At 55.6% G+C, this 20,415-nt stretch carries 23 protein-coding genes, 1 pseudogene and 3 riboswitches; of the genes and pseudogenes, 13 read left to right on the top strand and 11 right to left on the bottom strand.

What is annotated here, in order from left to right; genetic code table 11:
• Positions 1-164: 164 nt before the first annotated feature.
• Genes HNH97_RS16295 through HNH97_RS16285 form a run of 3 tightly spaced genes read right to left on the bottom strand, consistent with a single transcriptional unit; the run spans position 165 to position 843 of the window.
• Positions 165-341, bottom strand: coding sequence for a hypothetical protein (locus HNH97_RS16295; RefSeq protein WP_171791591.1), 177 nt, complete (start codon positions 339-341; stop codon positions 165-167).
• A 57-nt stretch (positions 342-398) separates the two neighbouring features.
• The gene (locus HNH97_RS16290) at positions 399-536 is read right to left on the bottom strand and encodes a hypothetical protein (protein ID WP_216657695.1); all 138 of its coding nucleotides are present in this window, start codon (positions 534-536) and stop codon (positions 399-401) included.
• A 31-nt stretch (positions 537-567) separates the two neighbouring features.
• A complete protein-coding gene (locus HNH97_RS16285; RefSeq protein ID WP_244949508.1) occupies positions 568-843 on the bottom strand; it encodes a hypothetical protein in 276 nt (91 codons plus the stop codon).
• 278 nt (positions 844-1,121) lie between these two features.
• On the opposite strand from HNH97_RS16285, the gene HNH97_RS18435 reads away from it, so the two are divergent.
• From HNH97_RS18435 to HNH97_RS16250, 7 genes are all read left to right on the top strand, one after another.
• Entirely contained in the window at positions 1,122-1,406 is a 285-nt protein-coding gene (locus HNH97_RS18435; RefSeq protein ID WP_171791595.1) for a transposase, read from the top strand.
• Positions 1,407-2,565: 1,159 nt separating this feature from the next.
• Positions 2,566-2,844 carry a hypothetical protein gene (locus HNH97_RS16275; protein WP_110914163.1) on the top strand — a complete coding sequence of 93 codons (279 nt, stop codon included), beginning with the start codon at positions 2,566-2,568 and terminating at the stop codon, positions 2,842-2,844.
• Positions 2,845-2,972: 128 nt separating this feature from the next.
• Positions 2,973-3,479, top strand: a complete 507-nt coding sequence (locus tag HNH97_RS16270) for a YciE/YciF ferroxidase family protein (RefSeq protein WP_171791590.1) — start codon at positions 2,973-2,975, stop codon at positions 3,477-3,479.
• Positions 3,480-3,735: 256 nt separating this feature from the next.
• A complete protein-coding gene (locus HNH97_RS16265; protein ID WP_171791589.1) occupies positions 3,736-5,523 on the top strand; it encodes a thiamine pyrophosphate-requiring protein in 1,788 nt (595 codons plus the stop codon).
• 282 nt (positions 5,524-5,805) lie between these two features.
• Positions 5,806-5,869, top strand: a riboswitch (Fluoride riboswitch).
• Positions 5,870-5,898: 29 nt separating this feature from the next.
• On the top strand, positions 5,899-6,552 hold the full coding sequence (locus HNH97_RS16260) for a histidine phosphatase family protein (protein WP_171791588.1): 654 nt from the start codon (positions 5,899-5,901) through the stop codon (positions 6,550-6,552).
• Positions 6,553-6,597: 45 nt separating this feature from the next.
• On the top strand, positions 6,598-6,894 hold the full coding sequence (locus tag HNH97_RS16255) for a DUF211 domain-containing protein (protein ID WP_084296404.1): 297 nt from the start codon (positions 6,598-6,600) through the stop codon (positions 6,892-6,894).
• On the top strand, positions 6,891-7,448 hold the full coding sequence (locus HNH97_RS16250) for a hypothetical protein (protein WP_171791587.1): 558 nt from the start codon (positions 6,891-6,893) through the stop codon (positions 7,446-7,448). The genes HNH97_RS16255 and HNH97_RS16250 overlap by 4 nt, the downstream gene beginning before the upstream one ends.
• A gap of 47 nt (positions 7,449-7,495) precedes the next feature.
• Here HNH97_RS16250 and crcB read toward each other — a convergent pair whose 3' ends face one another.
• Together crcB and HNH97_RS16240 are read right to left on the bottom strand one after the other, a co-directional pair.
• Positions 7,496-7,945 carry a fluoride efflux transporter CrcB gene (gene crcB, locus HNH97_RS16245; RefSeq protein ID WP_171791586.1) on the bottom strand — a complete coding sequence of 150 codons (450 nt, stop codon included), beginning with the start codon at positions 7,943-7,945 and terminating at the stop codon, positions 7,496-7,498.
• A 60-nt stretch (positions 7,946-8,005) separates the two neighbouring features.
• Positions 8,006-8,833, bottom strand: a complete 828-nt coding sequence (locus tag HNH97_RS16240; protein ID WP_171791585.1) for a universal stress protein — start codon at positions 8,831-8,833, stop codon at positions 8,006-8,008.
• 83 nt (positions 8,834-8,916) lie between these two features.
• A riboswitch (Fluoride riboswitch) is annotated at positions 8,917-9,001 on the bottom strand.
• Between the two features lie 84 nt (positions 9,002-9,085).
• Positions 9,086-9,148, top strand: a riboswitch (Fluoride riboswitch).
• A gap of 65 nt (positions 9,149-9,213) precedes the next feature.
• On the opposite strand from HNH97_RS16240, the gene eno reads away from it, so the two are divergent.
• The gene (eno, locus tag HNH97_RS16235) at positions 9,214-10,542 is read left to right on the top strand and encodes a phosphopyruvate hydratase (RefSeq protein WP_171791594.1); all 1,329 of its coding nucleotides are present in this window, start codon (positions 9,214-9,216) and stop codon (positions 10,540-10,542) included.
• 236 nt (positions 10,543-10,778) lie between these two features.
• Here the strand turns inward: eno and HNH97_RS16230 are convergent, their stop codons facing one another.
• A complete protein-coding gene (locus HNH97_RS16230; protein ID WP_110914169.1) occupies positions 10,779-11,615 on the bottom strand; it encodes an alpha/beta fold hydrolase in 837 nt (278 codons plus the stop codon).
• A gap of 98 nt (positions 11,616-11,713) precedes the next feature.
• Here HNH97_RS16230 and HNH97_RS16225 point away from each other — a divergent pair, with 98 nt between their 5' ends.
• Entirely contained in the window at positions 11,714-12,223 is a 510-nt protein-coding gene (locus HNH97_RS16225) for a MerR family transcriptional regulator (protein WP_171791584.1), read from the top strand.
• Here HNH97_RS16225 and HNH97_RS16220 read toward each other — a convergent pair.
• Positions 12,220-12,912, bottom strand: a complete 693-nt coding sequence (locus tag HNH97_RS16220; RefSeq protein WP_171791583.1) for a type 1 glutamine amidotransferase domain-containing protein — start codon at positions 12,910-12,912, stop codon at positions 12,220-12,222. The two genes, HNH97_RS16225 and HNH97_RS16220, sit on opposite strands and share 4 nt — an antisense overlap.
• Before the next feature lie 150 nt (positions 12,913-13,062).
• On the opposite strand from HNH97_RS16220, the gene HNH97_RS16215 reads away from it, so the two are divergent.
• From HNH97_RS16215 to HNH97_RS18430, 3 genes are read left to right on the top strand one after another with little or no spacing between them, the layout of a single operon-like run.
• Positions 13,063-13,983, top strand: coding sequence for an SDR family oxidoreductase (locus tag HNH97_RS16215; protein WP_171791582.1), 921 nt, complete (start codon positions 13,063-13,065; stop codon positions 13,981-13,983).
• A 45-nt stretch (positions 13,984-14,028) separates the two neighbouring features.
• On the top strand, positions 14,029-14,346 hold the full coding sequence (locus HNH97_RS16210) for a DUF3224 domain-containing protein (protein ID WP_216657694.1): 318 nt from the start codon (positions 14,029-14,031) through the stop codon (positions 14,344-14,346).
• Positions 14,270-14,488, top strand: a complete 219-nt coding sequence (locus HNH97_RS18430; RefSeq protein ID WP_407716799.1) for a hypothetical protein — start codon at positions 14,270-14,272, stop codon at positions 14,486-14,488. The genes HNH97_RS16210 and HNH97_RS18430 overlap by 77 nt, the downstream gene beginning before the upstream one ends.
• A gap of 17 nt (positions 14,489-14,505) precedes the next feature.
• Here HNH97_RS18430 and HNH97_RS16205 read toward each other — a convergent pair.
• Positions 14,506-14,889: pseudogene (locus HNH97_RS16205) on the bottom strand (DUF1697 domain-containing protein); the annotation flags it as partial.
• Positions 14,890-15,219: 330 nt separating this feature from the next.
• Between HNH97_RS16205 and HNH97_RS16200 the strand changes: the two are divergent.
• Positions 15,220-16,290 carry a phytanoyl-CoA dioxygenase family protein gene (locus HNH97_RS16200; RefSeq protein ID WP_171791580.1) on the top strand — a complete coding sequence of 357 codons (1,071 nt, stop codon included), beginning with the start codon at positions 15,220-15,222 and terminating at the stop codon, positions 16,288-16,290.
• A 641-nt stretch (positions 16,291-16,931) separates the two neighbouring features.
• Here HNH97_RS16200 and HNH97_RS16195 read toward each other — a convergent pair.
• From HNH97_RS16195 to HNH97_RS16185, 3 genes are read right to left on the bottom strand one after another with little or no spacing between them, the layout of a single operon-like run.
• A complete protein-coding gene (locus HNH97_RS16195) occupies positions 16,932-17,870 on the bottom strand; it encodes a plasmid partitioning protein RepB C-terminal domain-containing protein (protein ID WP_171791579.1) in 939 nt (312 codons plus the stop codon).
• Positions 17,863-18,765 (bottom strand): plasmid partitioning protein RepB C-terminal domain-containing protein, encoded by a 903-nt coding sequence (locus tag HNH97_RS16190; protein WP_244949506.1) that lies wholly within the window; start codon positions 18,763-18,765, stop codon positions 17,863-17,865. The genes HNH97_RS16195 and HNH97_RS16190 overlap by 8 nt, the downstream gene beginning before the upstream one ends.
• Complete coding sequence (locus HNH97_RS16185) at positions 18,762-20,330, bottom strand: recombinase family protein (RefSeq protein WP_456305403.1); 1,569 nt, start codon at positions 20,328-20,330, stop codon at positions 18,762-18,764. The genes HNH97_RS16190 and HNH97_RS16185 overlap by 4 nt, the downstream gene beginning before the upstream one ends.
• Positions 20,331-20,415: the final 85 nt, after the last annotated feature.

Here is a 20,415-nt window from a genome sequence, read left to right as displayed (position 1 = left end):
CCCCCGAGACACTTGTCATCCCACCAACCCCAAGCCATAAAAAACGGGAACTCTCCTTTTGAGTGGATACAAAAAGGGGGGCACGTCAGTAGCGCCCGCGTCTCGTCCGAATGGCTCTCGCGCCCGAATGACGAGCGGTATCTGTCCCTAACCACAATGCCGCATCATGGTTCCTCGGCAACCTTGCGCTCCTCTATGGCGTGGTCAAGAAGATCTATTGCCCGAATTCTTTTTTTCGCTGAGCCAGCGACAAAAAAAGAAAAGAAGCTAAAGCTCGCTGCAACAATAATGGCTGCCCAGAAAAAGGAGGGCCTGTCTGCCCCTTCATTGTTAGCTGCCAAGCGCTCAATGCTGCTCCGACTGCGAGTGGTCCGAACCCCACTTTGGCTGTATCTCCCCTAAGTAGGACGGTTCGTGTAATTATTCTCCTTCAGGAACTCAAGAACGGCCCTGATCCGCGCAGGCAGCGTGCCACGATGTCCCAGATAGACCGCATGCACATCGACAAATCTGTCGATCTGAAAGTGTTCAAGCACCGATGTTAGTCCCCCGGCGGCGATGTGTGGATCAACCTGAAACGCCGCGAGGTGCGCCAGCCCCATACCCGGACCAACTTGCGTGCAAGGTCGGGGTGGTCGAGCGTCTGGGTGAAGAAAAACCGCAGCGCCGACACGATGGCATTCTGGTCGGTGTCGGCATGCCAGCCGCGTTCTGCGCAATCTGAAACTGGCGCACATCCTCGACTGTTGCCGTGTGGGGTGAGCGGCCCAGAAACGTGGCGAAACGGCCGACATCGCGAAGGTAATTGCGCTGCGTCTCCCGGGAGAACCGCCGCACCGCCATGTCATCAAGCAGGCGCTGGCGAAGGGGACTGATTGCAGCAATGTACAGGGACTCTGTCATCATCCGGCTCCTTCTGGTGGGAAGAAGCCAGAGTGCTTGGCCCGATCAGGATAGTTCCAAATAAAACAGATCGCTCACGCCATGGTGACAGACCTCCACATCGCACCAATCCCGCGCAGCGGGTTCGTTCTTCCGTGTCACCTGTGCAGCCGCAAACACGGGCAATGATTCCGCGCCTTTCGTAACATGCTGGGGAAGGGCATGAAGCAGACTCCCTCCTGGATGAAGTCGGTCCCAAAGCTTTTATCGCCGACAAGGCTTATGATGCCGATCGGCTCATTGAAAAACTTGATAAGCGGGGAAAGGCACCGGTTATCCATTTAAGGAAAAACCGTACCCATCCACGAAACATCCATTTCTCAATTTATAAAAATCGAAACATCAGCGAATGGTTTTTCGCCAGACTGAAGCAGTTCAGAGGCATCGCAACACGCTATGACAAGCTGAAATCAACTTTCCTCGCGACCGTTCAACTCGTCGCAATTGTCATCGGAATTAACTGACAACATGGCCTGGTTCGGACATAAGTTCAAGAAAACACGGGTAACTTTCAGGATGGGTCATTTGGTGCCAGCGTTCATAATACCCCCGCCATGCTCCCGGTGCTTCTTCAGCACGCAACGGGAGAATGAAGCGCGTGAAAATAGCCCTGTTCTTATGCCACCGTGCGGTGGAGACTACATTCGGAAGAATGCGGGCCATCCAGGGCGCATACCAAGGCGTTTTTTATGAAACATGTTCTGCATATCAACGCAGATATGAAACCATTGTCCATACTGAAGATTCATGAGGACGAAACTTCAGATGTGTTTTCTTAACAGGTTGCGCGAAAGTGGTATTGTACTTTCCATGATTACACTCTGTTTTCATGATCGCCAGTCACTGTTTCAAAGAAATGCTTTCGGAAACAAAAGAGTTTTTTGCAAAAAGCATCGGAGGATCGTCCCTGTAAAAATATCATTCGGGAGTTATTGTTTTTCAGTTGATTCCCATGAAATCGTATCCTCAATCAGGCAGTCCTCTGCTGCTGGTCCGGCAATGTGACATACAGGGATAGATTGGCGACAGGCACAGGGCGTATAGGCAGGCGCTCCAATGGGTATCCGGGCTTTTCCCATTTGCGAGGATAAGGTATCGGGAGGCCATTGGTTGCGCCATCATATGTGAAGCAGGCCGGAAAATCCTTTTTCTTGCTGGCATCGGTCGGTCGTCAATTAACAGTCATCATCGTGCCAGACTGCCCATGAATTTTCATCCTTGCACGGATGAACTCATATAGAGAAAGCCCAGATAAAAAATAGAAATTTCATGTGTTTTTGCTTTCGTTAATGGCATATCAAACACACATAAAGCCGACCGGGTGATATTGCAGGGGTATGTTCCTGCATGATGAGATTCGATGCCAATGTCAGGACCCACATTCAACCTCATGGTACGTAGGTCTGTATTCAGACATTCTGATCTATATTAAAAGTATTGAGATTCAAAAAATCACTTAATTTTTATAGTTAATAAAATAAATTGGGCAAAATCTGTTACATAATTTCTTTTTCAAATAATTATAATTTTTTCTGAATTCCTGGAACCTCGATCAATGCAGGTGGTTTATCGTAGGACGGCTACATAAACCGCCGTCTCGCATCAGTAAAAGGAACGGAAAAAATGGCCAATCAAGGCGGCAGCCATGAACAGCACGTCAAGGCTGGTGAACAGAGCCATAAAAACACAGGCTCGTCGCACAGCGCGAACAGTGAGGGTACGCATGGTACCGGCACCCGCGGCGGCACGCATGAACAGCATGTCAAGGCCGGTGAACAGAGCCATAAGAATACAGGCACGTCGCATGCCGGGAAAGGCGAGGGCGAACACAGCACCGGCACCCGCGGCGGCACACATGAACAGCATGTCAAGGCCGGCCAGCAGAGCCACAAGAACACCTGACATCATGCTGGATACCGGGGACGTCAGCAATCTGCTGTCGTCCCCCGGAAACTGAATGCTCCGGTCACCGCATCGACTGCCGTGCGCCGATCAGGCGAATGGCATCTTTTCGAGAATGGAGAAAATCAATGGGCCTGTTTTCAAAACCGATCAAAACCCTTGATGACCTGTTCGTGCATACCCTTCAGGATATCTATTATGCCGAAAACCAGATCGTCAGGACCCTGCCCACCATGGCGGAAGAGGCCACCGAACCGGAACTGAAGGCCGCGTTCCAGCACCACCTGACGGAAACACAGGAACATGTACGCAGGCTTGAGCAGGTGTTCCAGATGCATGGCCAACCCGTTAAGGGCGTGACCTGTCAGGCAATGGATGGCATCCTTTCCGAGGCGAAGGACATCATCAGCGACTGTGATGATCCTGAGGTCCGTGATGCCGCCATGCTCTCGGCAGCGCAGGCGGTCGAGCATTATGAAATAACCCGTTACGGAAGCCTCATCGCCTATGCCCGGCAACTTGGCCGTAGCGACTGCGCGAGTGTTCTGGAACAGACGCTTGAGGAAGAAAAATCCGCCGACCAGAAACTGACGCGCATCGCCGGGATGAGTGTAAACCAGCATGCCGCAGCCTGAGGCCGGATATGGATGGGATGGCGCATGCTGACCTGTCGGGACGATAGGGAGAGACCAGGTCCCGGTTGCTTCATGACATTCACCACCTGACGTCAAACGTCCTGACCACACAATAATCCCTGTGCACTGAGATACCGATTGTTCATCTTCCGCATGAACAACCGGTTCTCTGCGTTGTCTTTACAAAACTGTCGTGCCAGCAACCCCTGCGAATTCTCGACGTTGGCCCGATGAATCCGGCGGGAGGTCCCTGAAAATGAATGTCAGCGAATTCTTATGGAAACGCCTTCAGGAATGGGGCCTCAGACGCGCTTACGGTTATCCGGGCGATGGGGCAGGCGGAATAGACGTGGCCCTGCAACGCGAAGTGGATGCAGGCCATATCGAATATGTGCAGGTACGGCATGAGGAAATGGCCGCGTTCATGGCTACGGCGCATGCCAAGTTTACCGGGCAGGTGGGGCTGTGTTTCGCAACATCGGGCCCCGGCGCCATCCACCTGCTGAACGGGCTTTATGATGCCAGGCTTGATCATGTTGGTGTCGTGGCGATCATGGGCCAGCAGGCCCGTACGGCGATTGGCACGAATTACCAGCAGGAAGTGGACCTGCAATCGCTATGCAAGGACGTGGCGTGCGAATACATCGTAACCGTGACCGAACCATCGCAGATACGCCATGCGCTGGACCGGGCCGTGCGGATCGCGCGCGACAAACGTGCGCCGACCGTCGTGATCGTACCCAATGACCTGCAGGAACTGCCGTATAAAGACCCGCCAATGGCGCATGGTTCGACCCATACGGGCATCGGCACGACAGTTGGCAGCAAGGTGCCCGAGGAGGCAGGCCTGCGTGCCGCGGCCGAAATACTCAATGCCGGCAAAAAGGTTGCGATCCTTGCCGGCGCAGGTGCGCTGGAGGCAACGGACCAGTTGCTCCAGATCGCGGAAATCCTTGGGGCGGGGATTGCCAAGGCGCTGCTGGGCAAGGCCGCCGTACCTGATGAACTCCCCTTCGTTACCGGTTCGATCGGCCTGCTGGGCACGAAGCCGTCATGGGTCATGATGAAGGAATGCGACACGTTCCTGATGGTGGGATCATCATTTCCCTATAGCGAGTTCCTGCCAAGGCCGGGGCAGGCGCGTGGCGTGCAGATCGACATAAACGGCGCCAACCTGTCCCTGCGTTACCCGATGGAGGTCAACCTGCAGGGCGATAGTGCTGCGACCTTGCGCGCCCTGATCCCGCTGCTTCATCACAACAGTGACCGCTCATGGCGCGCCCATATCGAAAAGGAAGTGGCCCAGTGGTGGAAAGTGCTGGAAGCCCGCGCCATGACCGGTGCCCAGCCGCTTAACCCGCAACGCGTATTCTGGGAACTGTCACCCCGCCTGCCGGAAAATGCCATCATCACCGCTGATTCCGGCTCCGTCGCCAACTGGTATGCGCGTGACCTGAAAATGCGGCGTGGCATGAAGGCATCACTTTCAGGTGGTCTGGCCTCCCTCGGGGCGGGGACGCCTTATGCCATGGCGGCCAAGATGGCCTATCCCGAACGCACGGTCATTGCCTGCATGGGCGACGGGGCCATGCAGATGAACGGCCTGAATGTCATGATCACGATTTCCAAATACTGGAAGCAGTGGTCCAATCCCCGGCTGATCGTACTTGTGCTGAATAACCAGGACCTCAATCAGGTCACGTGGGAGGAGCGCATCCAGCTTGGCAGGGGCAAGACGGAATCAACCCAGTCCATTCCGGATTTTCCCTATCATCGCTATGCCGAACTGCTGGGGCTGAAGGGGATTTATGTTGATGACCCCGCACACGTCGCCACCGCATGGGAAGAAGCCCTGGGCGCCGACCGCCCTGTCATTCTTGAAGCCCGCACCGACCCCAACGTGCCGCCATTGCCGCCGCATATCACCCTGCAGCAGGCCAAGGCCTTCCTGACATCGCTCCCCACGGAACCGGAGCGGGCCAGTGTCATACTGGGTTCGGCAAAGGAAATGCTGGCGTCCCTGCTGCCAGCAGGAAAATCGTAAGGCGCCCGGGTTTACAGATCGACGGAAGGTGACGGCGCACTGGCATGCGATGCGGTGGTATGGGACCTGAAGGCAAGATGGCTGGACCTGCCGCTGGCGATCCTGCCGGGCGCGGGATCAGGCATGGAACCTGTCACCACGGGTAACTGACCGATTGCCGTAATTGGACCGGACAGAACAGGTAACGGAAATCAGGCGTTGGGAACACGTTAAATTGCGAGGAGACTTCAATACCTCATGTATATTGTCTTGACGGAAGAAGCAGACGTTCTCTATTACTTTGGAATACAGGGAGATGGGGTTCCTCCTTATAACCGCCATTTTGGCTGATGACTCCTGGCATAACGCGTGAAGCGCAAGCCGGAGGTATATCCAATGACAGCCCTTGTTTTTCCGCCAGCATTATCACCGCATGGTGCATCACGTCTGGTTCTGGTCCGCCATGGCGAGGTACCGGGCATCAAACCGCCCAGTTTCCGGGGGACGCAGGATCTTCCCCTGACGGATCGCGGCCGGGAGCAGGCCGCCCTGACAGCGCATTACCTGTCTGCGGCGCCTGATGTCAAAGTCGTTGCGTCCAGTCCCCTGTCACGCTGTGTCGAGACTGCCAGGGCCATTGCCGATCATCATGGTGAGAGTGTCTTCCCCATGACTGGCTTGACGGATTTCAATTATGGCGACTGGCAGGGGCACTCCCACAAGGATATCGCTGCGGCATATCCTCAGGATTACGACGCATGGATGCAGACACCTGATCTCGCGCGCATCCCCAATGGTGACACGCTTGAAACTGTTGCCCGACGTGCCGTAGAGGCTGCGAATGAAGCCCTTGCGCAGGCAGAAAACGGAACGGCCGTCATCGTAACACATGACAGCGTCATCAGGACATTGATACTCGCTATCTTACGCCTTCCCCTGCGCAATTACTGGAAATTTACGTCAGATCCCTGCGGTGTCAGCATCTTTACGCCGCGCTACGGCGAATGGTCCGTGGAACGTATCAACGAAAGTATCCACACCCGTAAGTAATTCTCCGGTTTTCCTGAATATCCCTGGACACGGAAAGGGTCTGCCATGGACGGGCAACTGAATGTGCGGCGGGTTCTCCTTGATGTTGACCTGTCCATGCGCGGCCCAACGCTGACTGCCGTTGCCGCGGCGATCCAGTCATCCCCCGGTGTGGCGGCCTGCAGCATTACCGTGACCGAAATCGACACGGAAACCATCGGAACGGATGTTACGATCGAGGGGGAGAACATGGATTACGAAAGTATTGTGGAGGCAATCGAAAAAACAGGGGCCGTGGTCCACAGTCTTGATCACCTTGCCACGGGCGACAGGCTTATCGAAAGCGTGCCACGACGCCGATGAGATCCGGCCAGCCCCTGCGATGGTTCCATGAAGTCGAGAACCGGCTTGATATCGTAGCGGGAACCGTGGACGGCATCCTGAATGCCCTGACGCTGGCATCACGCAGTTTCCTCGGTCATGGGCACGTCATAACGTACACGCTGGCATTTCGGGTGGGGATGGCCGCGGGTCTGACGACGCTGTTCGTATTTTTTGTTGCCCACTATGCACAGGAACGAACCGCACTTGTCGGTATTGAAAGGGAACTGAACCTGCGTCCAAGCAGGCATATGTCTGCCACGGCTTTGGGGCGGAAAGCGCTCGTCAATTCCGCGCTCGGTGCGGTGCTTGCGGCCGTCTGTGGACTGGCGGGGTCAATGACACCGCTTCTTCTGGCCATGATACTTCCCGGTCCTTCATGGCTGGGCCTTCTGGCGACGCTCGCGCTGCTGGCGCTTATGGGCGTCGCCCTGGCCGGAACGGTTCATGGGTCCCGTGCTGCGTGGGGCATGGCCCTGTTCGTGGGGGGCGGCGTGCTGGCCTATATCGGCCTTGAACTTGGTCTTGTTCAGTAAAACCGCCCCGGATTGCCGTCGTGGATATCCGGGCAGAAAGGGGACGTTTATTTCCGCGGAAGATCTGAATCATGCATGGGGGAGGCGTGGATGCTGGCAGAATGTCCGTTGACAGCTTCGGCGGATACATAGCCGAGGGCCGTGGCACCAAGGCACAGCACCACAGACAGGGTGACATTGAGCAGGGCACGGACCAAGGCGCCATCCCGGGCGAGGTCGATGGTCTGGAGGCTGAAAGACGAAAACGTCGTGTAACCGCCGCAGAGTCCTGCCATGACGATCAACCGGGTTTCGTTTGACGCCGGGAAGCGGGCATGGGCGGCCGTCAGGGCGCTGAAAAAGGCTATGGCGAAAGAACCTGTTATGTTGATCAGGATTGTACCCCAGGGTAACCGCTGGCTCCATGACAGTGTCAGGATACCTGCGTAATAACGGAGCAATGTCCCCATCGCGCCCGCGACAGCGATCCACAGCGGGGTAAGGACGCCAGACATCATCGAAAACTATCCTTCATGCCTGCATGCATGTGCGCGCATCGCAGGCGTTCTGTTCAATATTCAGTGGTGGGTCAGGATGGGAAGGGTGGCGTGGGTGAAAAGATCCTGTGTCGGGCCGCCGAACAGCCATTCAAGGAAATGCGGTCGGGTATAGGCCCCCATGATGAGGAGATCGGCATTCGCCGCCAGTGCATGGGTGCGGATCTGTTCCCCGACATCACCGTCGATCCTGAACCGGTCAACAATGATCTGTACGCCCCGCCTGCCAAGGGTGCTGGCGAAAGCCGGCAACTGGGTTTCGTTGCCATCATGTTCACCGATAATGAGCGTCACGCGCTCGGCGGTTTCCAGCAGCGGCATGGCGGCCGATATGGCGTTGTCGAGCGCGTGCGAGGGATGCCATCCGATCACCGGCCTGTGCCCGACGGAGGCATAATCCTGCAATGGTGCGACAATCAGGGTGGCCTCGGCGTCATAGAGGATGCCCGCAAAGGCATCCACCACATAGGCCGGATCGCCTGCCCGGGGGCGGCCGTGAATGACGAAATCGGCGCTGCGTGCTTCCTGCGCCGCGATCTTGCGGACATCTCCCGCGATTTCGACCCACTGCCTGTCTGGCTGAGGGTGCGCGCCGGATGAGGCCGACCTTATCCAGGCGGAGGCTATTTCACGCAGCCTGTCAGCACGTTCCGTCACCTCGCGCGCAAAGCGCTGCTGTTCCTCGGTGGTGGGCATCCCTTCATCGGGTGTCTGGAATGCAGGATTGTCCGCAAGACGCGGATGCAGGATGCGAATCTGATCCGCACACAGCCGCTCGGCCAGCGCCCCGGCGGTCCCGAGTGTGAAAAGCGCGGTATCAGGCCGATCCAGAACAACCAGAAGGCGCATGACGTCATTCTCCCCCAAACGGTCAGTCACGGAGCCATATGGTAAGGAGGAAAGACGTCGGACGGATTCCCCCCATGCAGGCCCGCAGGGTAGGAATCATCAGCCTCCACCAGGGAAGCGGTTCGACCGCCATGTAGCGATCAGGCAGAATCCATTGCCATAACCAGTATCACCCGTGAACGATGGTGCCTGTCAAGTGTTGGAAACGATATCGTCGCGGGAACCGGCATGATCGTCGTGACATGTCCATTGACCGCGCGGGGAGATGGAGTTCCTCCCGTAACCGCCCTCAGGGCTGATGACTCCTGCCCATGCGACATATGTTGTCGCGGCAGGAGATCCATATCCTTCTGCGACCATCGGGATGGAAGGGTATGATGATGGTTGATTTTCGCATCCGCAGCATTGACGCGCTTGAAATCCTTGATTCCCGGGGCAATCCAACCATTCGTGTGATGCTGGTGCTCGATGGCGGAACAGTGGCGGTTGCATCCGTTCCGTCCGGCGCGTCCACAGGGCAGTTCGAGGCCCGCGAACTGCGTGATGGACCGCAACCGGATTCTGCGCCGTCAACACAGGGCCATGCCCGTTATGGCGGCAGGGGCGTATGCCGGGCGGTTGCCAATGTCCGTGATGTGATCGCGCCTTTGCTGGTCGGACAGGATGTGCGACGGCAGGCGGCCATCGACCGGATCATGCTGGAACGCGACGGAACCGGAAACAAGACAGGGCTGGGTGCGAACGCGATCCTTGGCGTATCGATGGCCGTGGCGCGGGCGGCGGCGGCCGCTGCGGGCATTCCCTTATATGCCAGCCTCGGTGGAAGCGGCGCCCGCAGGCTGCCGGTCCCCATGATGAACGTGCTGAACGGCGGCCTGCACGTTGTCAACGGGCTGGAATTCCAGGAATTCATGATCGTGCCGCACGGTGCCACGACCTTTTCGGAAGCCCTGCGCTATGGGAGCGAGACTTTCCATGCGCTTCGTTCCCTCCTTCATGAACGGGGTCATGTCACCTCGGTCGGTGACGAAGGTGGCTTTGCACCGAAACTTGCGGACAACGAAACCGCCTGCGCCCTGATTGTCGAAGCGATCGAAAGGGCCGGGTATCGTCCCGGTCCCGATATCGCCATTGCGCTGGATCCGGCGGCCTCATCTTTTGGCCATGAGGGCGCTTATCACCTGAAGGTAAACGGCACGCCCGTCACGCGCACTTCCGATGAAATGACTGCACTTTATGCAGAATGGATCGACCGCTATCCCATTGTTTCACTGGAAGACGGGCTTGCCGAGGATGACTGGGCCGGCTTCGCGGCGCAGACTGCAAAACTCGGCGAACGTTTACAGATTGTTGGTGACGACATCTTCGTTACCAATCCCGCGTTTATTGAGCGTGGCATCCGTGAAAAGACGGCCAACGCCGTGCTGATCAAGTTGAACCAGATCGGCACGGTGACGGAGACCATTGCTGCTGTTGACGCGGCAAGGCGTGCGGGGTGGGCCTATATCGTGTCTCATCGTTCTGGTGAGACGGAAGATACCTTCATCGCGGATTTTGCTGTCGCGATGGGCGGGGGACAGATCAAGACTGGTTCGCTTTGCCGAAGCGAGCGGATCGCGAAATATAACCGTCTGCTGGAGATCAAGCATGAACTTGGCGGCGAGGCGGAGTTTATATCTCCCTTCTCCCATGAGGGCTTGCGACAATAGAAACCGGATAACATCGTGATCAGGACATCGAATTGACGAAAATACTGCCGGAGGGAACGCGCCCAATCCGGTAAAGGTGCCGCACATTCCCGCTGTCGGCAACGTTATCGTAAAGCCGATATGGACGGGGACATTTCCGCGTGGCGACATTGCGGGAACTGAACGCATGATATGGCAGGTGGAGAGACCAGACTCCACCTGCGGACGCCAAACGTCACATCGTTATGATGCGATCCTCATTTTGTAATGAACGCCAGGATATCTGCATTGATGACGTCTGCATGTGTCGTGTGCATGCCGTGCGGATAGCCGGGATAGATCTTCAGCGTACTGTTCCGAAGCAGCCTGTCCTGAAGGACCGCCGCGTTCCTGTATGGTACGACCTGATCATCATCGCCCTGCAGCACAAGCACCGGCACTGTGATGGCTTTCAGGTCGTCCGTCTGATCCGTTTCGGAGAATGCCTTGATGCCTTCATAATGCGCCCTGGCGCTGCCCATCATGCCCTGACGCCACCAGTTGCGGATCGTGCCGTCCGAAACTTCTGCGCCCGGGCGGTTGAAGCCGTAGAACGGCCCGCTGGCTACATCGACAAAGAACTGCGCGCGATTGGCCGCAAGCCCCGCACGCAGTCCGTTCAGGACTGCAATCGGTGCGCCGTCGGGACTGCGGTCCGTCTGAACCATCAGGGGCGGCACGGAACTGATGAGCACGGCCCTGGCAACACGTCCCTGGGGCTGACCATATTTCGCGACATAGCGGGCAACCTGGCCCCCGCCGGTCGAATGTCCGACATGGATGGCGTTTTTCAGGTCGAGATGTTCGACAACGGCCGATGTGTCCGCCGCATAATGATCCATGTCGTGCCCGTCGCTCACCTGTGCCGAGCGACCATGACCGCGACGGTCATGCGCGATCACGCGAAACCCCTTGCTCAGGAAAAACAGCATCTGCGTGTCCCAGTCATCAGCGCTGAGCGGCCAGCCATGATGGAAGACGATCGGCTGGGCACCCTTCGGTCCCCAGTCCTTGTAGAAGATCTCTACGCCGTCAGATGTCGTGACGAATGACATGATACGCCTCCTTGCCGATCAATAACGGGATACTGGTCAGAGCCTAACGTTGAAGGTAGCTTCAAGGTCAAGCATGCGTTCATGACCGGGGGTAAATCATGAAGATTGGAGAACTGGCACGACTAAGTGGCCTGACACCGTCGAGGATCCGGTTCTATGAGCGCATCGGACTGCTGAAAACGGTTGACCGTCGGCCCAACGGATACCGGACCTATCCGCAGCAGGCCGTGATGATTCTGGCTCTTATCACAACGGCGCAGCGGGCCGGGTTTACACTGGATGAAATCCGCACCCTGCTGCCCCCCGACCTGAAACACTGGGACCATGCTACATTGATGGATGCCCTGACACGCAAGATTGCGGATATCGAAGCGTTGCAGGCACGCCTGACGCAGAGCAGGGCGCATCTGCTTCGCCTGATCGAGGATATTCAGGCGCGTCCCGACGACATGGACTGTGCGGCCAATGCGCATCGTGTCCTGACGAATATGCTTGCGGAACATCCCGAAGCCCTCGACGTCACGTCGGACGATATCCGCCTTCTGGATGCGACGGACCGCCGTCAGTCAGTAAGCACGGGTCGCCGCAAAAAGACGGCCTCCTGTTAAGCCCCATCCAGAAGCGCCACGACTTTCCTTGCCGTCGCTCGGGCGGAAAAGGGGTTCTGTCCCGTCACCAGTTTCCCATCCGTCACGACATGGGACATGAACGGAAGCAGCGCTTTTTCATAAATCGCGCCCCGTGCCTTCATCTGAGCTTCCGCGTTGTAGGGGATTTCGCGCGCGACACCTGCCAGCCTTTCCTCGGTCCATGAAAATCCGGTGATTTTCCGACCACGGACCAGAAACGAACCATCGGCAAGCCGGGTGTTCAGCAGTCCGCAATATCCATGACAGACAGCGGAGACCACGCCGCCTTTTTCCCATAGTGCGCGGGTGATGGACTGAAGACCCTCATTGTCTGGAAAATCCCATATCACGCCATGACCGCCAGTAAAGTAGATCGCGTCATAATCGCCCGGATTGATGTCTGCGGGGGAGGGTGTTGACGACAGCAGAGCCATTTTTGCCGGATCGGCCAGCCAGGCCCTGGTGGAGGCATCGCGCATCGGCCATTTCAATGCATGCGGATCAAGCGGAACTTTGCCGCCTTTTGGGCTGACAATGCGTTGTGCATGACCGCTGGCGGCAAATACGTCCCACGCATGCGTCAGTTCCGACAGCCATAATCCGGTCGGATGCGCGGAATTGCCGAAATGAGCGGTGTTGGTGACAACGTGAAGGATATGACGGTTCATGGCTGGCCCCTCCCATGCGGCAATGTCTCCGACCATCATCCTGTAACGTTCAAGCCCGGTTGAAGGTCAATCTGTGGTTTGACATTAAATCTGACTTCAAGGTTAACGGTGTATGGGCAAACCTACCTGGCATCATGGAGGCAGCCTCACATGCAGACAATTCTGGGCGCAAATGGTCAGATCGCCACGGAACTGGCGCGGACATTGCATCAGCATCATGCGGGGGAGTTGCGGCTTGTGAGCCGTAATCCCCGCAAGGTCAACGAAGACGACACGCTTATGGCGGCGAACCTGCTGGATGCAGGGCAGACAACAGGCGCGGTGAAAGGCAGCCGGATCGTCTACTTTACGGCCGGCCTGCCCCCTGACAGCAAACTCTGGGAAGAACAGTTTCCCGTCATGCTGAAAAACGCCCTGCAGGCGTGTCGGGCGGCGGGGGCCAGCTTTGCCTATTTTGACAATACGTACATGTATCCGCAGAACAGCGAGATCCAGACAGAGGAAACGCGCTTTGCGCCGGTTGGCCGGAAAGGACGGGTGCGCGCGGCAATGGCGTCCATGGTGCTGCAGGAAATGGCACGCGGCGACATTCCCGTGCTCATCGCCCGCGCACCGGAATTCTATGGTCCGGGGAAAACGCAGAGCTTCACCAATGCGCTGATCATTGACAGGCTGAAAGCAGGGAGAAGGCCCTTGGTCCCGGTCCGTGACGACACCCACCGGACCCTCATCTGGACGCCGGATGCGAGCCGTGCGCTGGCAATGCTGGGCAATACACCGGAAGCTTTCGGACAGACCTGGCATCTGCCGTGCTGTGATGATCGGCCGACCTACAAGACATTTGTCATCATGGCGAGCAGGATTTTCGGACGAGCGCCTTCTTATTCGGTCATTGGAAAATGGCCATTGATCATTGCGGGCATTTTCTCAAAAAAGGTGCGGGAAATAAGGGAACTGTTGCCCCGTTACGAGCAGGACAATCTCTTTGACTCAACCAAATTCAAACGTCATTTCCCCGAATTTTCCGTGACGACATATGAAGAAGGTCTTGAACTGATCAGGAAGGAATAAAGCGGCGAGGGGAGCTGCAGGCAAACGCGCTTTTCGGAGGGAAGAATGGAAAACGAAGCTCTGGGCACCTTCGACGTGACACTCTCGCCGGTCAGCGATGGTGATGGCCCGATTGACACGATGGCGATCAACAAAACATTTTACGGCAACCTGCAAGGCAGCAGTGTAGGGAAGATGCTGGTATTCCGTAGTGAGATCACGGGTTCGACCAGCTATGTCGCAATGGAACGTGTAACTGCCCGCCTTCCTGACAGCAGGTGGTGCCAAAACACTGACGGTCGTCGTCGTGCCGGACTTCGCTACAGAGGATTTATCAGGGCTGACGGGGGCAATGGGCATAATCGTGTCGCCTGGACGACATGAGTATCAGTTCCACTACAAACTTCCGGATGAGGTGAGGGCGGCAGCCATTTCGGAGAGTTTGGCGACCGTGTTCATGTTCCGCGCTGTTCCCTGCTTTTCGCAGGGTATGCGGAGCCTTGTTGCCGCCATTCCGTCCGGATAGAACACGAACAGTTCACGTTTCCCGTATCGTACCTGTTCGTTCCTGATCCCGGTCGCGCCCTCAAGCGGGTCAGTCGGAACCGTGCCATCCACAAACAGCGTCATGACACGATGGGCGGGCATATCCGGAAATGGATTGCGCGCGAGGGTTTCGGCAAGTTCGCTTGCGGTTCGCACAATCACGCCAACTCTCTTTCCGGCATGAGCCTGTAGCTGATCCATAAGCGTCGTCCGGACCTCGTCTTCGGACCTGTCGCTTTCGAAAACGACGTTCCCGCTGGCAATGTAGGTCTTCACTTTCCGCAGACCTGCCGTCTTGCAGATCTGTGCCAGTGTTGTCATCGGCAATTTGCCGGTGCCCCCGACATTGACTGCACGAAGCAGCGCTACATATGCGGTCAACTTACGCTCCCATCCGGCAATGCCTCGGTTCCGGTCAGCTTACCACCACGATGCTCCCGTTGTCCGCAGTTCAGTCGTTCTGTTGCGGCCGACCCGGACAGGTTGAAGACGTCCATCATGAGATCAAAAATATGTTCATCACTCCCAAAGACTGAGGGCGTATTGCAACCCGTGACGATCGTTGCAGTTAACACATCTGCGTTCACAACCCTTATCGCAGCAACGTTTGACCCTCTCCCGAAGCATGCGTGCCGAGTTTTCAAAGATGTTGATGATGGATCTGATCAAACCGGAAATATCAGGTACATATAACATTTACAGGTATGCGTGATGTCTGTCCTTCATGAATGGTACATGATCGCCCGCCTTACGGTCCGGCGTCTGTTCATGGGGCCGATCTGGAGCGTCCAGCTTCTGACCGGATACAAGTCATTCAGGGACAATCCGATCATTGGCAATCCCTTTCTCAATGCCTGCGGGTTACATGTCGTGCGGCAGAAACTGGCACATCACGCCGCCAACCGGCGACGTCGCGGCATGGCGCACCTGATTCCTCCAGAACGGATAGAGGAGTTTGAGCGTAACGGATTCATCGTGGTGCATGACGTGCTTCCACATCAGGAATTCGACAGGCTGCTTCAGGAAGTGCGCGCCTTTCGGACTGAGGCGCGTGAAACGGTGCAGGGCGATACGATAACCCGCCGCATCGCACTGGATCCGGACGCCCTGAAGAACATGCCAGCCGTACGTCGGTTTCTGGGCATGCGGGCATGGCACGATCTCATCCGCTATGTAGGCAGTCATGATGTCGAGCCGATATATTACATCCAGACCATACTGTCGAAAGTGGTAAAGGGAGCGCCAGATCCACAGACTGATCTCCATGCGGATACGTTCCATCCAACGGTCAAGGCATGGTTCACGCTGACAGATGTAAAGGCCGATGGCGGGCCGCTGGTTTATGTGCCTGGCTCCCACCGCATCACCCGTGGTCGCATGGCATGGGAAAAGACCATGAGCATGGGCGCGGCCCAGGCCCAGAACCGCCTGACCGGACGCGGTTCGCCGCGCGTCACGCGTGAAGAACTTGCCGGCATGGGGTATGGCCCGCCTGTAACGCTCGATGTGTCGGTCAATAGCCTGATTGTAGCTGATACCGGTGGCTTTCATGCCCGGGGCCATAGCGCGGAGGCCGGCATCCGGGCCGAGATCTGGGCCTATGGGCGACACAATCCGTTTTTTTCCCTGCCCGTCAATATCTGGCGCATTGCCACGTTGGGGCAGCGCCGGGTGCGCTGGGGTTGGGCCATTGGTGACAGGCTGGCCGCACTGGGGCTGAAAAGACAGGTCTGGCATCCCTGCGTCAACAGGTCCGCTTTTGATCCTCACATCCCAGGGTAGAACCGGGAAACCGTCGGCATTTATGGGAAACACGTATCGAAGTGCATGGAGACAGGATGCTGGGCTTTGTGGAGGATGAAGGCGACCTTGAGGATAAGTGGCGTTGAGTTCATTGATGGTGCCGCTCAGCAGCAGTCATCTCGGCTTGGTGCGCTTCTGCTCGCCTTTATCAGGGAGATCGGTGGAGCCGATTGTACCGACCGTTAGGCCGGGGAACGCCCTGTCGCCATTCTTGGGACATTTCCGGGGAGTGCTACCGGTAGATGGTCTGGCCCAGTCAGTGGCGGCGATTGGCGGAGGGGTTCGGATGCCTGCGTCAATGACCCTGAATGATGCCTCGCTGCTTGAAAGCGTGAGCAGCGTCTGAATATCCGGTTCAGGATTATGTCAAATCATTAGCTATGGCAGTATTCCCTGCCACTGACCCTGTTTGACGGGTTCCGCACTCCGCTGGACGGTATGGGATTCACTGCGAGCGACAGCACGACCGTCAGATTGGGCATCTGCGGGCCGAATGCATAGGAAAAAATGCTAGCGGCCGCGTATGTCATGGGCGCTATTCCCACCATCATGCTTGGTCCATTCCCCATGCGTTTTTTTCATGTTTCGAGCAGATTGGGTGGGGGGAGCGCATTTTTAATTCAGGTATTTGTTCTGTCACCAATCGCGCCAGGCAGGTCGGTTTCAACAATCTTTTGGAATTCACCAAGGTAATCCTGTTGATGGGTTGCCATCCATTCGACTATCCGATTATTTGCAAGGAGTCTGGCGATATAGCCGCGTGCCACGGTCAGGTGCAGATTATCAATACCGTAGGTTTCCTCAACAGATTTGACTTGGGTCTGAAGTGCGGCGAGTTCTCGTTCCATACGCGCAATCTGCTGGCCTGATGGTGTCGCTCTGCCCTCCTTTTTTCCTTTCTTGGTCACAACAAGCTGGTTTTCTGATGTTGCGGCACGCAAGGCTCGGGCGAACATGACTGTGAAGTTATTCTGGCCAATCATAAGGTCAGCAGCTTCGATCTGTCGTACCGCCGTCATCTGCCGCAAAATATCGAATACCTTCATGGAGCAAGGTGTATCTCTAAGTATTTCAGCAGCTTCGGGACTTATGCCATTCAGTAGCCGGAAACGCCTCAATACTGATTCTACCTGAATATTGAGTGCGGCCGCGATATCAGATGACGGCACTCCGCGTTCCATGGCGCGTACGATCATCCGATGTTCTTGGATCGGTGGTATGCGATTGACCCGTTTATTGTAGGTATAGGTGTCATCGTCAGGAGCCAGCAGGCATTCGACTTCTGTGAAGCCTAGTTCTTTCAGGGCTTCAATTCTTAAATGACCGTCGAGCAGAAACCATCGTTCTGCATTTTTTGTATCCGGTGTTACGACCGGGGATTCTATCGGATGTCCGATTGCTTTTATGGAGGCCAATATCTGGGAGTATGTGTGGCTGGCTTTGATATCTGTCGGTAATGTCTTGAGTGGAATGATTGATGCGACAGGAATCGTGAGGAAATTCATTCCGAAAGCTACATGGATACGATTGTGTCTTCGACTGTTTGTTCCATCAGTCATGGCGGCCTCCCGATATTCTGGCAGCGAGAGCGCGGGGCATGCTCGCAAGTCCCTCAGCTTTGAGCAGGTTGGTAAAGCCACTGTCCGCGAGTAGATCTTTCAATGCCTCAACGATGAACAGTAGTCGCGTTTGGGTAAAATCTGATTTCTTGACCAGAAGACGCTGCTTTTCAGCTTCACGTTGGTAGATCTGCATCAGATCAGCAGCCGTCATTTTCCGGTTGCTCGTTTTGCGGCCTAAACGCCCTGTTGGTATACTTTTGCGTTGGCTTTGCATGCGCATGTCGAGCATCCGTCGGACTGCCGCAAGCTTCTTGCCTCTAAGTTTTCCGGTTTCATAGGCGTCAAGGAGCAGGTTCTGGGCCTCTTCTGTTTCAGCCCTCGAAATCTCCATTGCCAGAGTAATCGGAATAAGGCCTGTTTCAACCGCTGCCAGTAACCGTTCCTCGCCACGATCGAGAAGGGATGCAACCATGCTGACCCAAGAGGCCCCGACGCCGATTTTTGTGCCAATGGCCATATCGTTATAACCGCGTGATCGTAATGCGCCGACTTCACGCATGAGATCAATGGGACGCGGTATACGTCGGGCAATATTTTCAACCAGACTCATCACGAGACATTCACTTTCGCTCGCCTTGATGACTACTGCCGGGATCTCGGTCTGGCCGAGCAGTTGGAAGGCTTCCAATCGGCCTTCGCCACAAACGAGGTCGTATCTGGGACCATTGGCCGTATCACGGCGGCTTACAGTGATGGGCCGTTTCAAACCAATGGCTTCAATGTTGTTAACAATTTCTCGATGCTGGCGTTTGTTGCGGGCGCGTGGATTTATAACCGTAATTTGGGAGATCGGGATCATTTCGATCCTGCCTGGACGAATGATGGACATCATGCGACCTCTGCGATGGAAATGGGAGTGGCGATGTTGTAAAGCAGTTCAAGGGTATCGAAACGATAAGCATCGAGGGCAAAACCATTATCTTCCGACAGTCGAAGCTTCCCGGAAATGATATCGATGCGTGGAAACAGATAGTAATCTATTATCTTACGATTGGTGCTATCCATGCGTACGACGATCATGATGTCGGTTATTAGTGAAGTATCGAAATGAATTTTCCAGCGCAGGAGTCCGGTTGAGGTTTCGATACATCGTGCTATTGCCAATGAAATACTGAATTCATCATTGATGACGATACGGTCGGTCCGAAGGTCATGCCATGCAGTGCTTCCCGTGGTCTGTAATTCAGCGACGATTTTCTGGATGATTTCTGGATGAAGTCTGCGCAGTTCACGATTTATCACGATGTACCGGTAGTCACGATCTGGTTTGAACCCGACGAGATGGTAGGCGCGGAGCAGGCTGCCGAACCGGGCGCTATAGGCGCCGCTGGAAGGTAAATGATCACATTCATCAATGATTATACCAGATAATAAGCCTTTCTGGTGATAGAGTTTCTTCAGGGAGTGTAGCATCTCTTCGTCACTTAGACGAAAGGAGCGCGTATTGATAATGCTTCTTGCGGATTCGAACAATTCGCGCTCGACGATGGCATCGAATGCATTTTGTGCTTTAATCCACATTTCAGGTTCATTGCGGACACGCGTTTTCTTCAGTTTAAAAGAACGTCGGTTCCATACATTGTCACCAACATATTTTTCGTTGATGAGCAATTGATGTACTGTCCCCCTAGTCCAGGGACGTCCAAGATCTGTCAGAATACCACGTCTGTTGAGGTCATCGGCAATTTCGTTCTCGCTACGCCCCTGGTGAACGAATGACTGATAGATGGCGCGAACCAGGTTGATTTCCTCAGGGGGGCCAGGTGTCAGGATAACGCGGTCGGTCTGGATGCTTTTATGTTCGCCTTTGCCAAGAATTCCCTTGATAAGGCCGTTTTCATTGACAAGGGTCCGACGCAAGCCGAATCCAGCAGAGCCTCCCTGACGATAACCTTTCTCGATCAGCCGTCCCTGACCTGCAAATACTTTGGTGGAAAGTTCGCGGCTATATTCACCAGCCATGACACGCTTGACGCCCTTGACGATGGTTGAGACCGGACTTCCATCATTCTCGAACTGTTCGGCGCAATACTCGACTGCAATACCCGCGCGACGGCAGATATATTCATAGTAAGCGCTCTCATCCGCATCCTGAAACCGGCCCCAACGACTGATGTCGTAAACAAGGACTAATGTGAAATCAGTTGCCCCTGCCTGAACGTCTTCGATCAGTTGTTTGAGCGCGTCGCGTCCTTCAATTTTCAGGCCACTTTTCCCGGCATCAGCATAAGTACGGACGATGTTGATCCCGCGTGTCCTGGCATACTGTCTGATTGCTTCCGACTGGTTCTCTGTTGAGTATTTCTGAAGATCCGTTGACATCCGGACATATTCAGCGGCTTTAATGCAGCATTCCTTCGACTCTGTGTGGTCATCATGGAATGTCCGGTTTGTCACGTTCCGCCCTTTCCGAGGCCAATAACCGAGGTCCGGACATCTTCCCGCGCGGCGAGAAGCCGTCTGTTCCATCATTCTGACAACA

The sequence above is a fragment of the Gluconacetobacter entanii genome (assembly GCF_013155425.1).
Lineage (GTDB): Bacteria > Pseudomonadota > Alphaproteobacteria > Acetobacterales > Acetobacteraceae > Novacetimonas > Novacetimonas entanii.
Note: the sequence above shows the minus strand (reverse complement) of the source record. Positions and strands in the feature narration are given on the sequence as shown.

Bases quoted from the DNA above. Each gene is read 5' to 3' on its own strand.
- HNH97_RS16210 (WP_216657694.1), top strand. From the start codon at position 14,029: ATGGAAAACGAAGCTCTGGGCACCTTCGACGTGACACTCTCGCCGGTC.
- eno (WP_171791594.1), top strand. From the start codon at position 9,214: ATGGTTGATTTTCGCATCCGCAGCATTGACGCGCTTGAAATCCTTGAT.
- HNH97_RS16250 (WP_171791587.1), top strand. From the start codon at position 6,891: ATGAGATCCGGCCAGCCCCTGCGATGGTTCCATGAAGTCGAGAACCGG.
- HNH97_RS16270 (WP_171791590.1), top strand. From the start codon at position 2,973: ATGGGCCTGTTTTCAAAACCGATCAAAACCCTTGATGACCTGTTCGTG.
- HNH97_RS16225 (WP_171791584.1), top strand. From the start codon at position 11,714: ATGAAGATTGGAGAACTGGCACGACTAAGTGGCCTGACACCGTCGAGG.
- HNH97_RS16215 (WP_171791582.1), top strand. From the start codon at position 13,063: ATGCAGACAATTCTGGGCGCAAATGGTCAGATCGCCACGGAACTGGCG.
- HNH97_RS16240 (WP_171791585.1), bottom strand. From the start codon at position 8,833: ATGCGCCTTCTGGTTGTTCTGGATCGGCCTGATACCGCGCTTTTCACA.
- HNH97_RS16265 (WP_171791589.1), top strand. From the start codon at position 3,736: ATGAATGTCAGCGAATTCTTATGGAAACGCCTTCAGGAATGGGGCCTC.
- HNH97_RS16220 (WP_171791583.1), bottom strand. From the start codon at position 12,912: ATGAACCGTCATATCCTTCACGTTGTCACCAACACCGCTCATTTCGGC.
- HNH97_RS16255 (WP_084296404.1), top strand. From the start codon at position 6,598: ATGGACGGGCAACTGAATGTGCGGCGGGTTCTCCTTGATGTTGACCTG.
- HNH97_RS16190 (WP_244949506.1), bottom strand. From the start codon at position 18,765: ATGATGTCCATCATTCGTCCAGGCAGGATCGAAATGATCCCGATCTCC.
- HNH97_RS16260 (WP_171791588.1), top strand. From the start codon at position 5,899: ATGACAGCCCTTGTTTTTCCGCCAGCATTATCACCGCATGGTGCATCA.
- HNH97_RS16275 (WP_110914163.1), top strand. From the start codon at position 2,566: ATGGCCAATCAAGGCGGCAGCCATGAACAGCACGTCAAGGCTGGTGAA.
- HNH97_RS16285 (WP_244949508.1), bottom strand. From the start codon at position 843: ATGGCGGTGCGGCGGTTCTCCCGGGAGACGCAGCGCAATTACCTTCGC.
- crcB (WP_171791586.1), bottom strand. From the start codon at position 7,945: ATGATGTCTGGCGTCCTTACCCCGCTGTGGATCGCTGTCGCGGGCGCG.
- HNH97_RS16195 (WP_171791579.1), bottom strand. From the start codon at position 17,870: ATGACTGATGGAACAAACAGTCGAAGACACAATCGTATCCATGTAGCT.
- HNH97_RS16200 (WP_171791580.1), top strand. From the start codon at position 15,220: ATGTCTGTCCTTCATGAATGGTACATGATCGCCCGCCTTACGGTCCGG.
- HNH97_RS16230 (WP_110914169.1), bottom strand. From the start codon at position 11,615: ATGTCATTCGTCACGACATCTGACGGCGTAGAGATCTTCTACAAGGAC.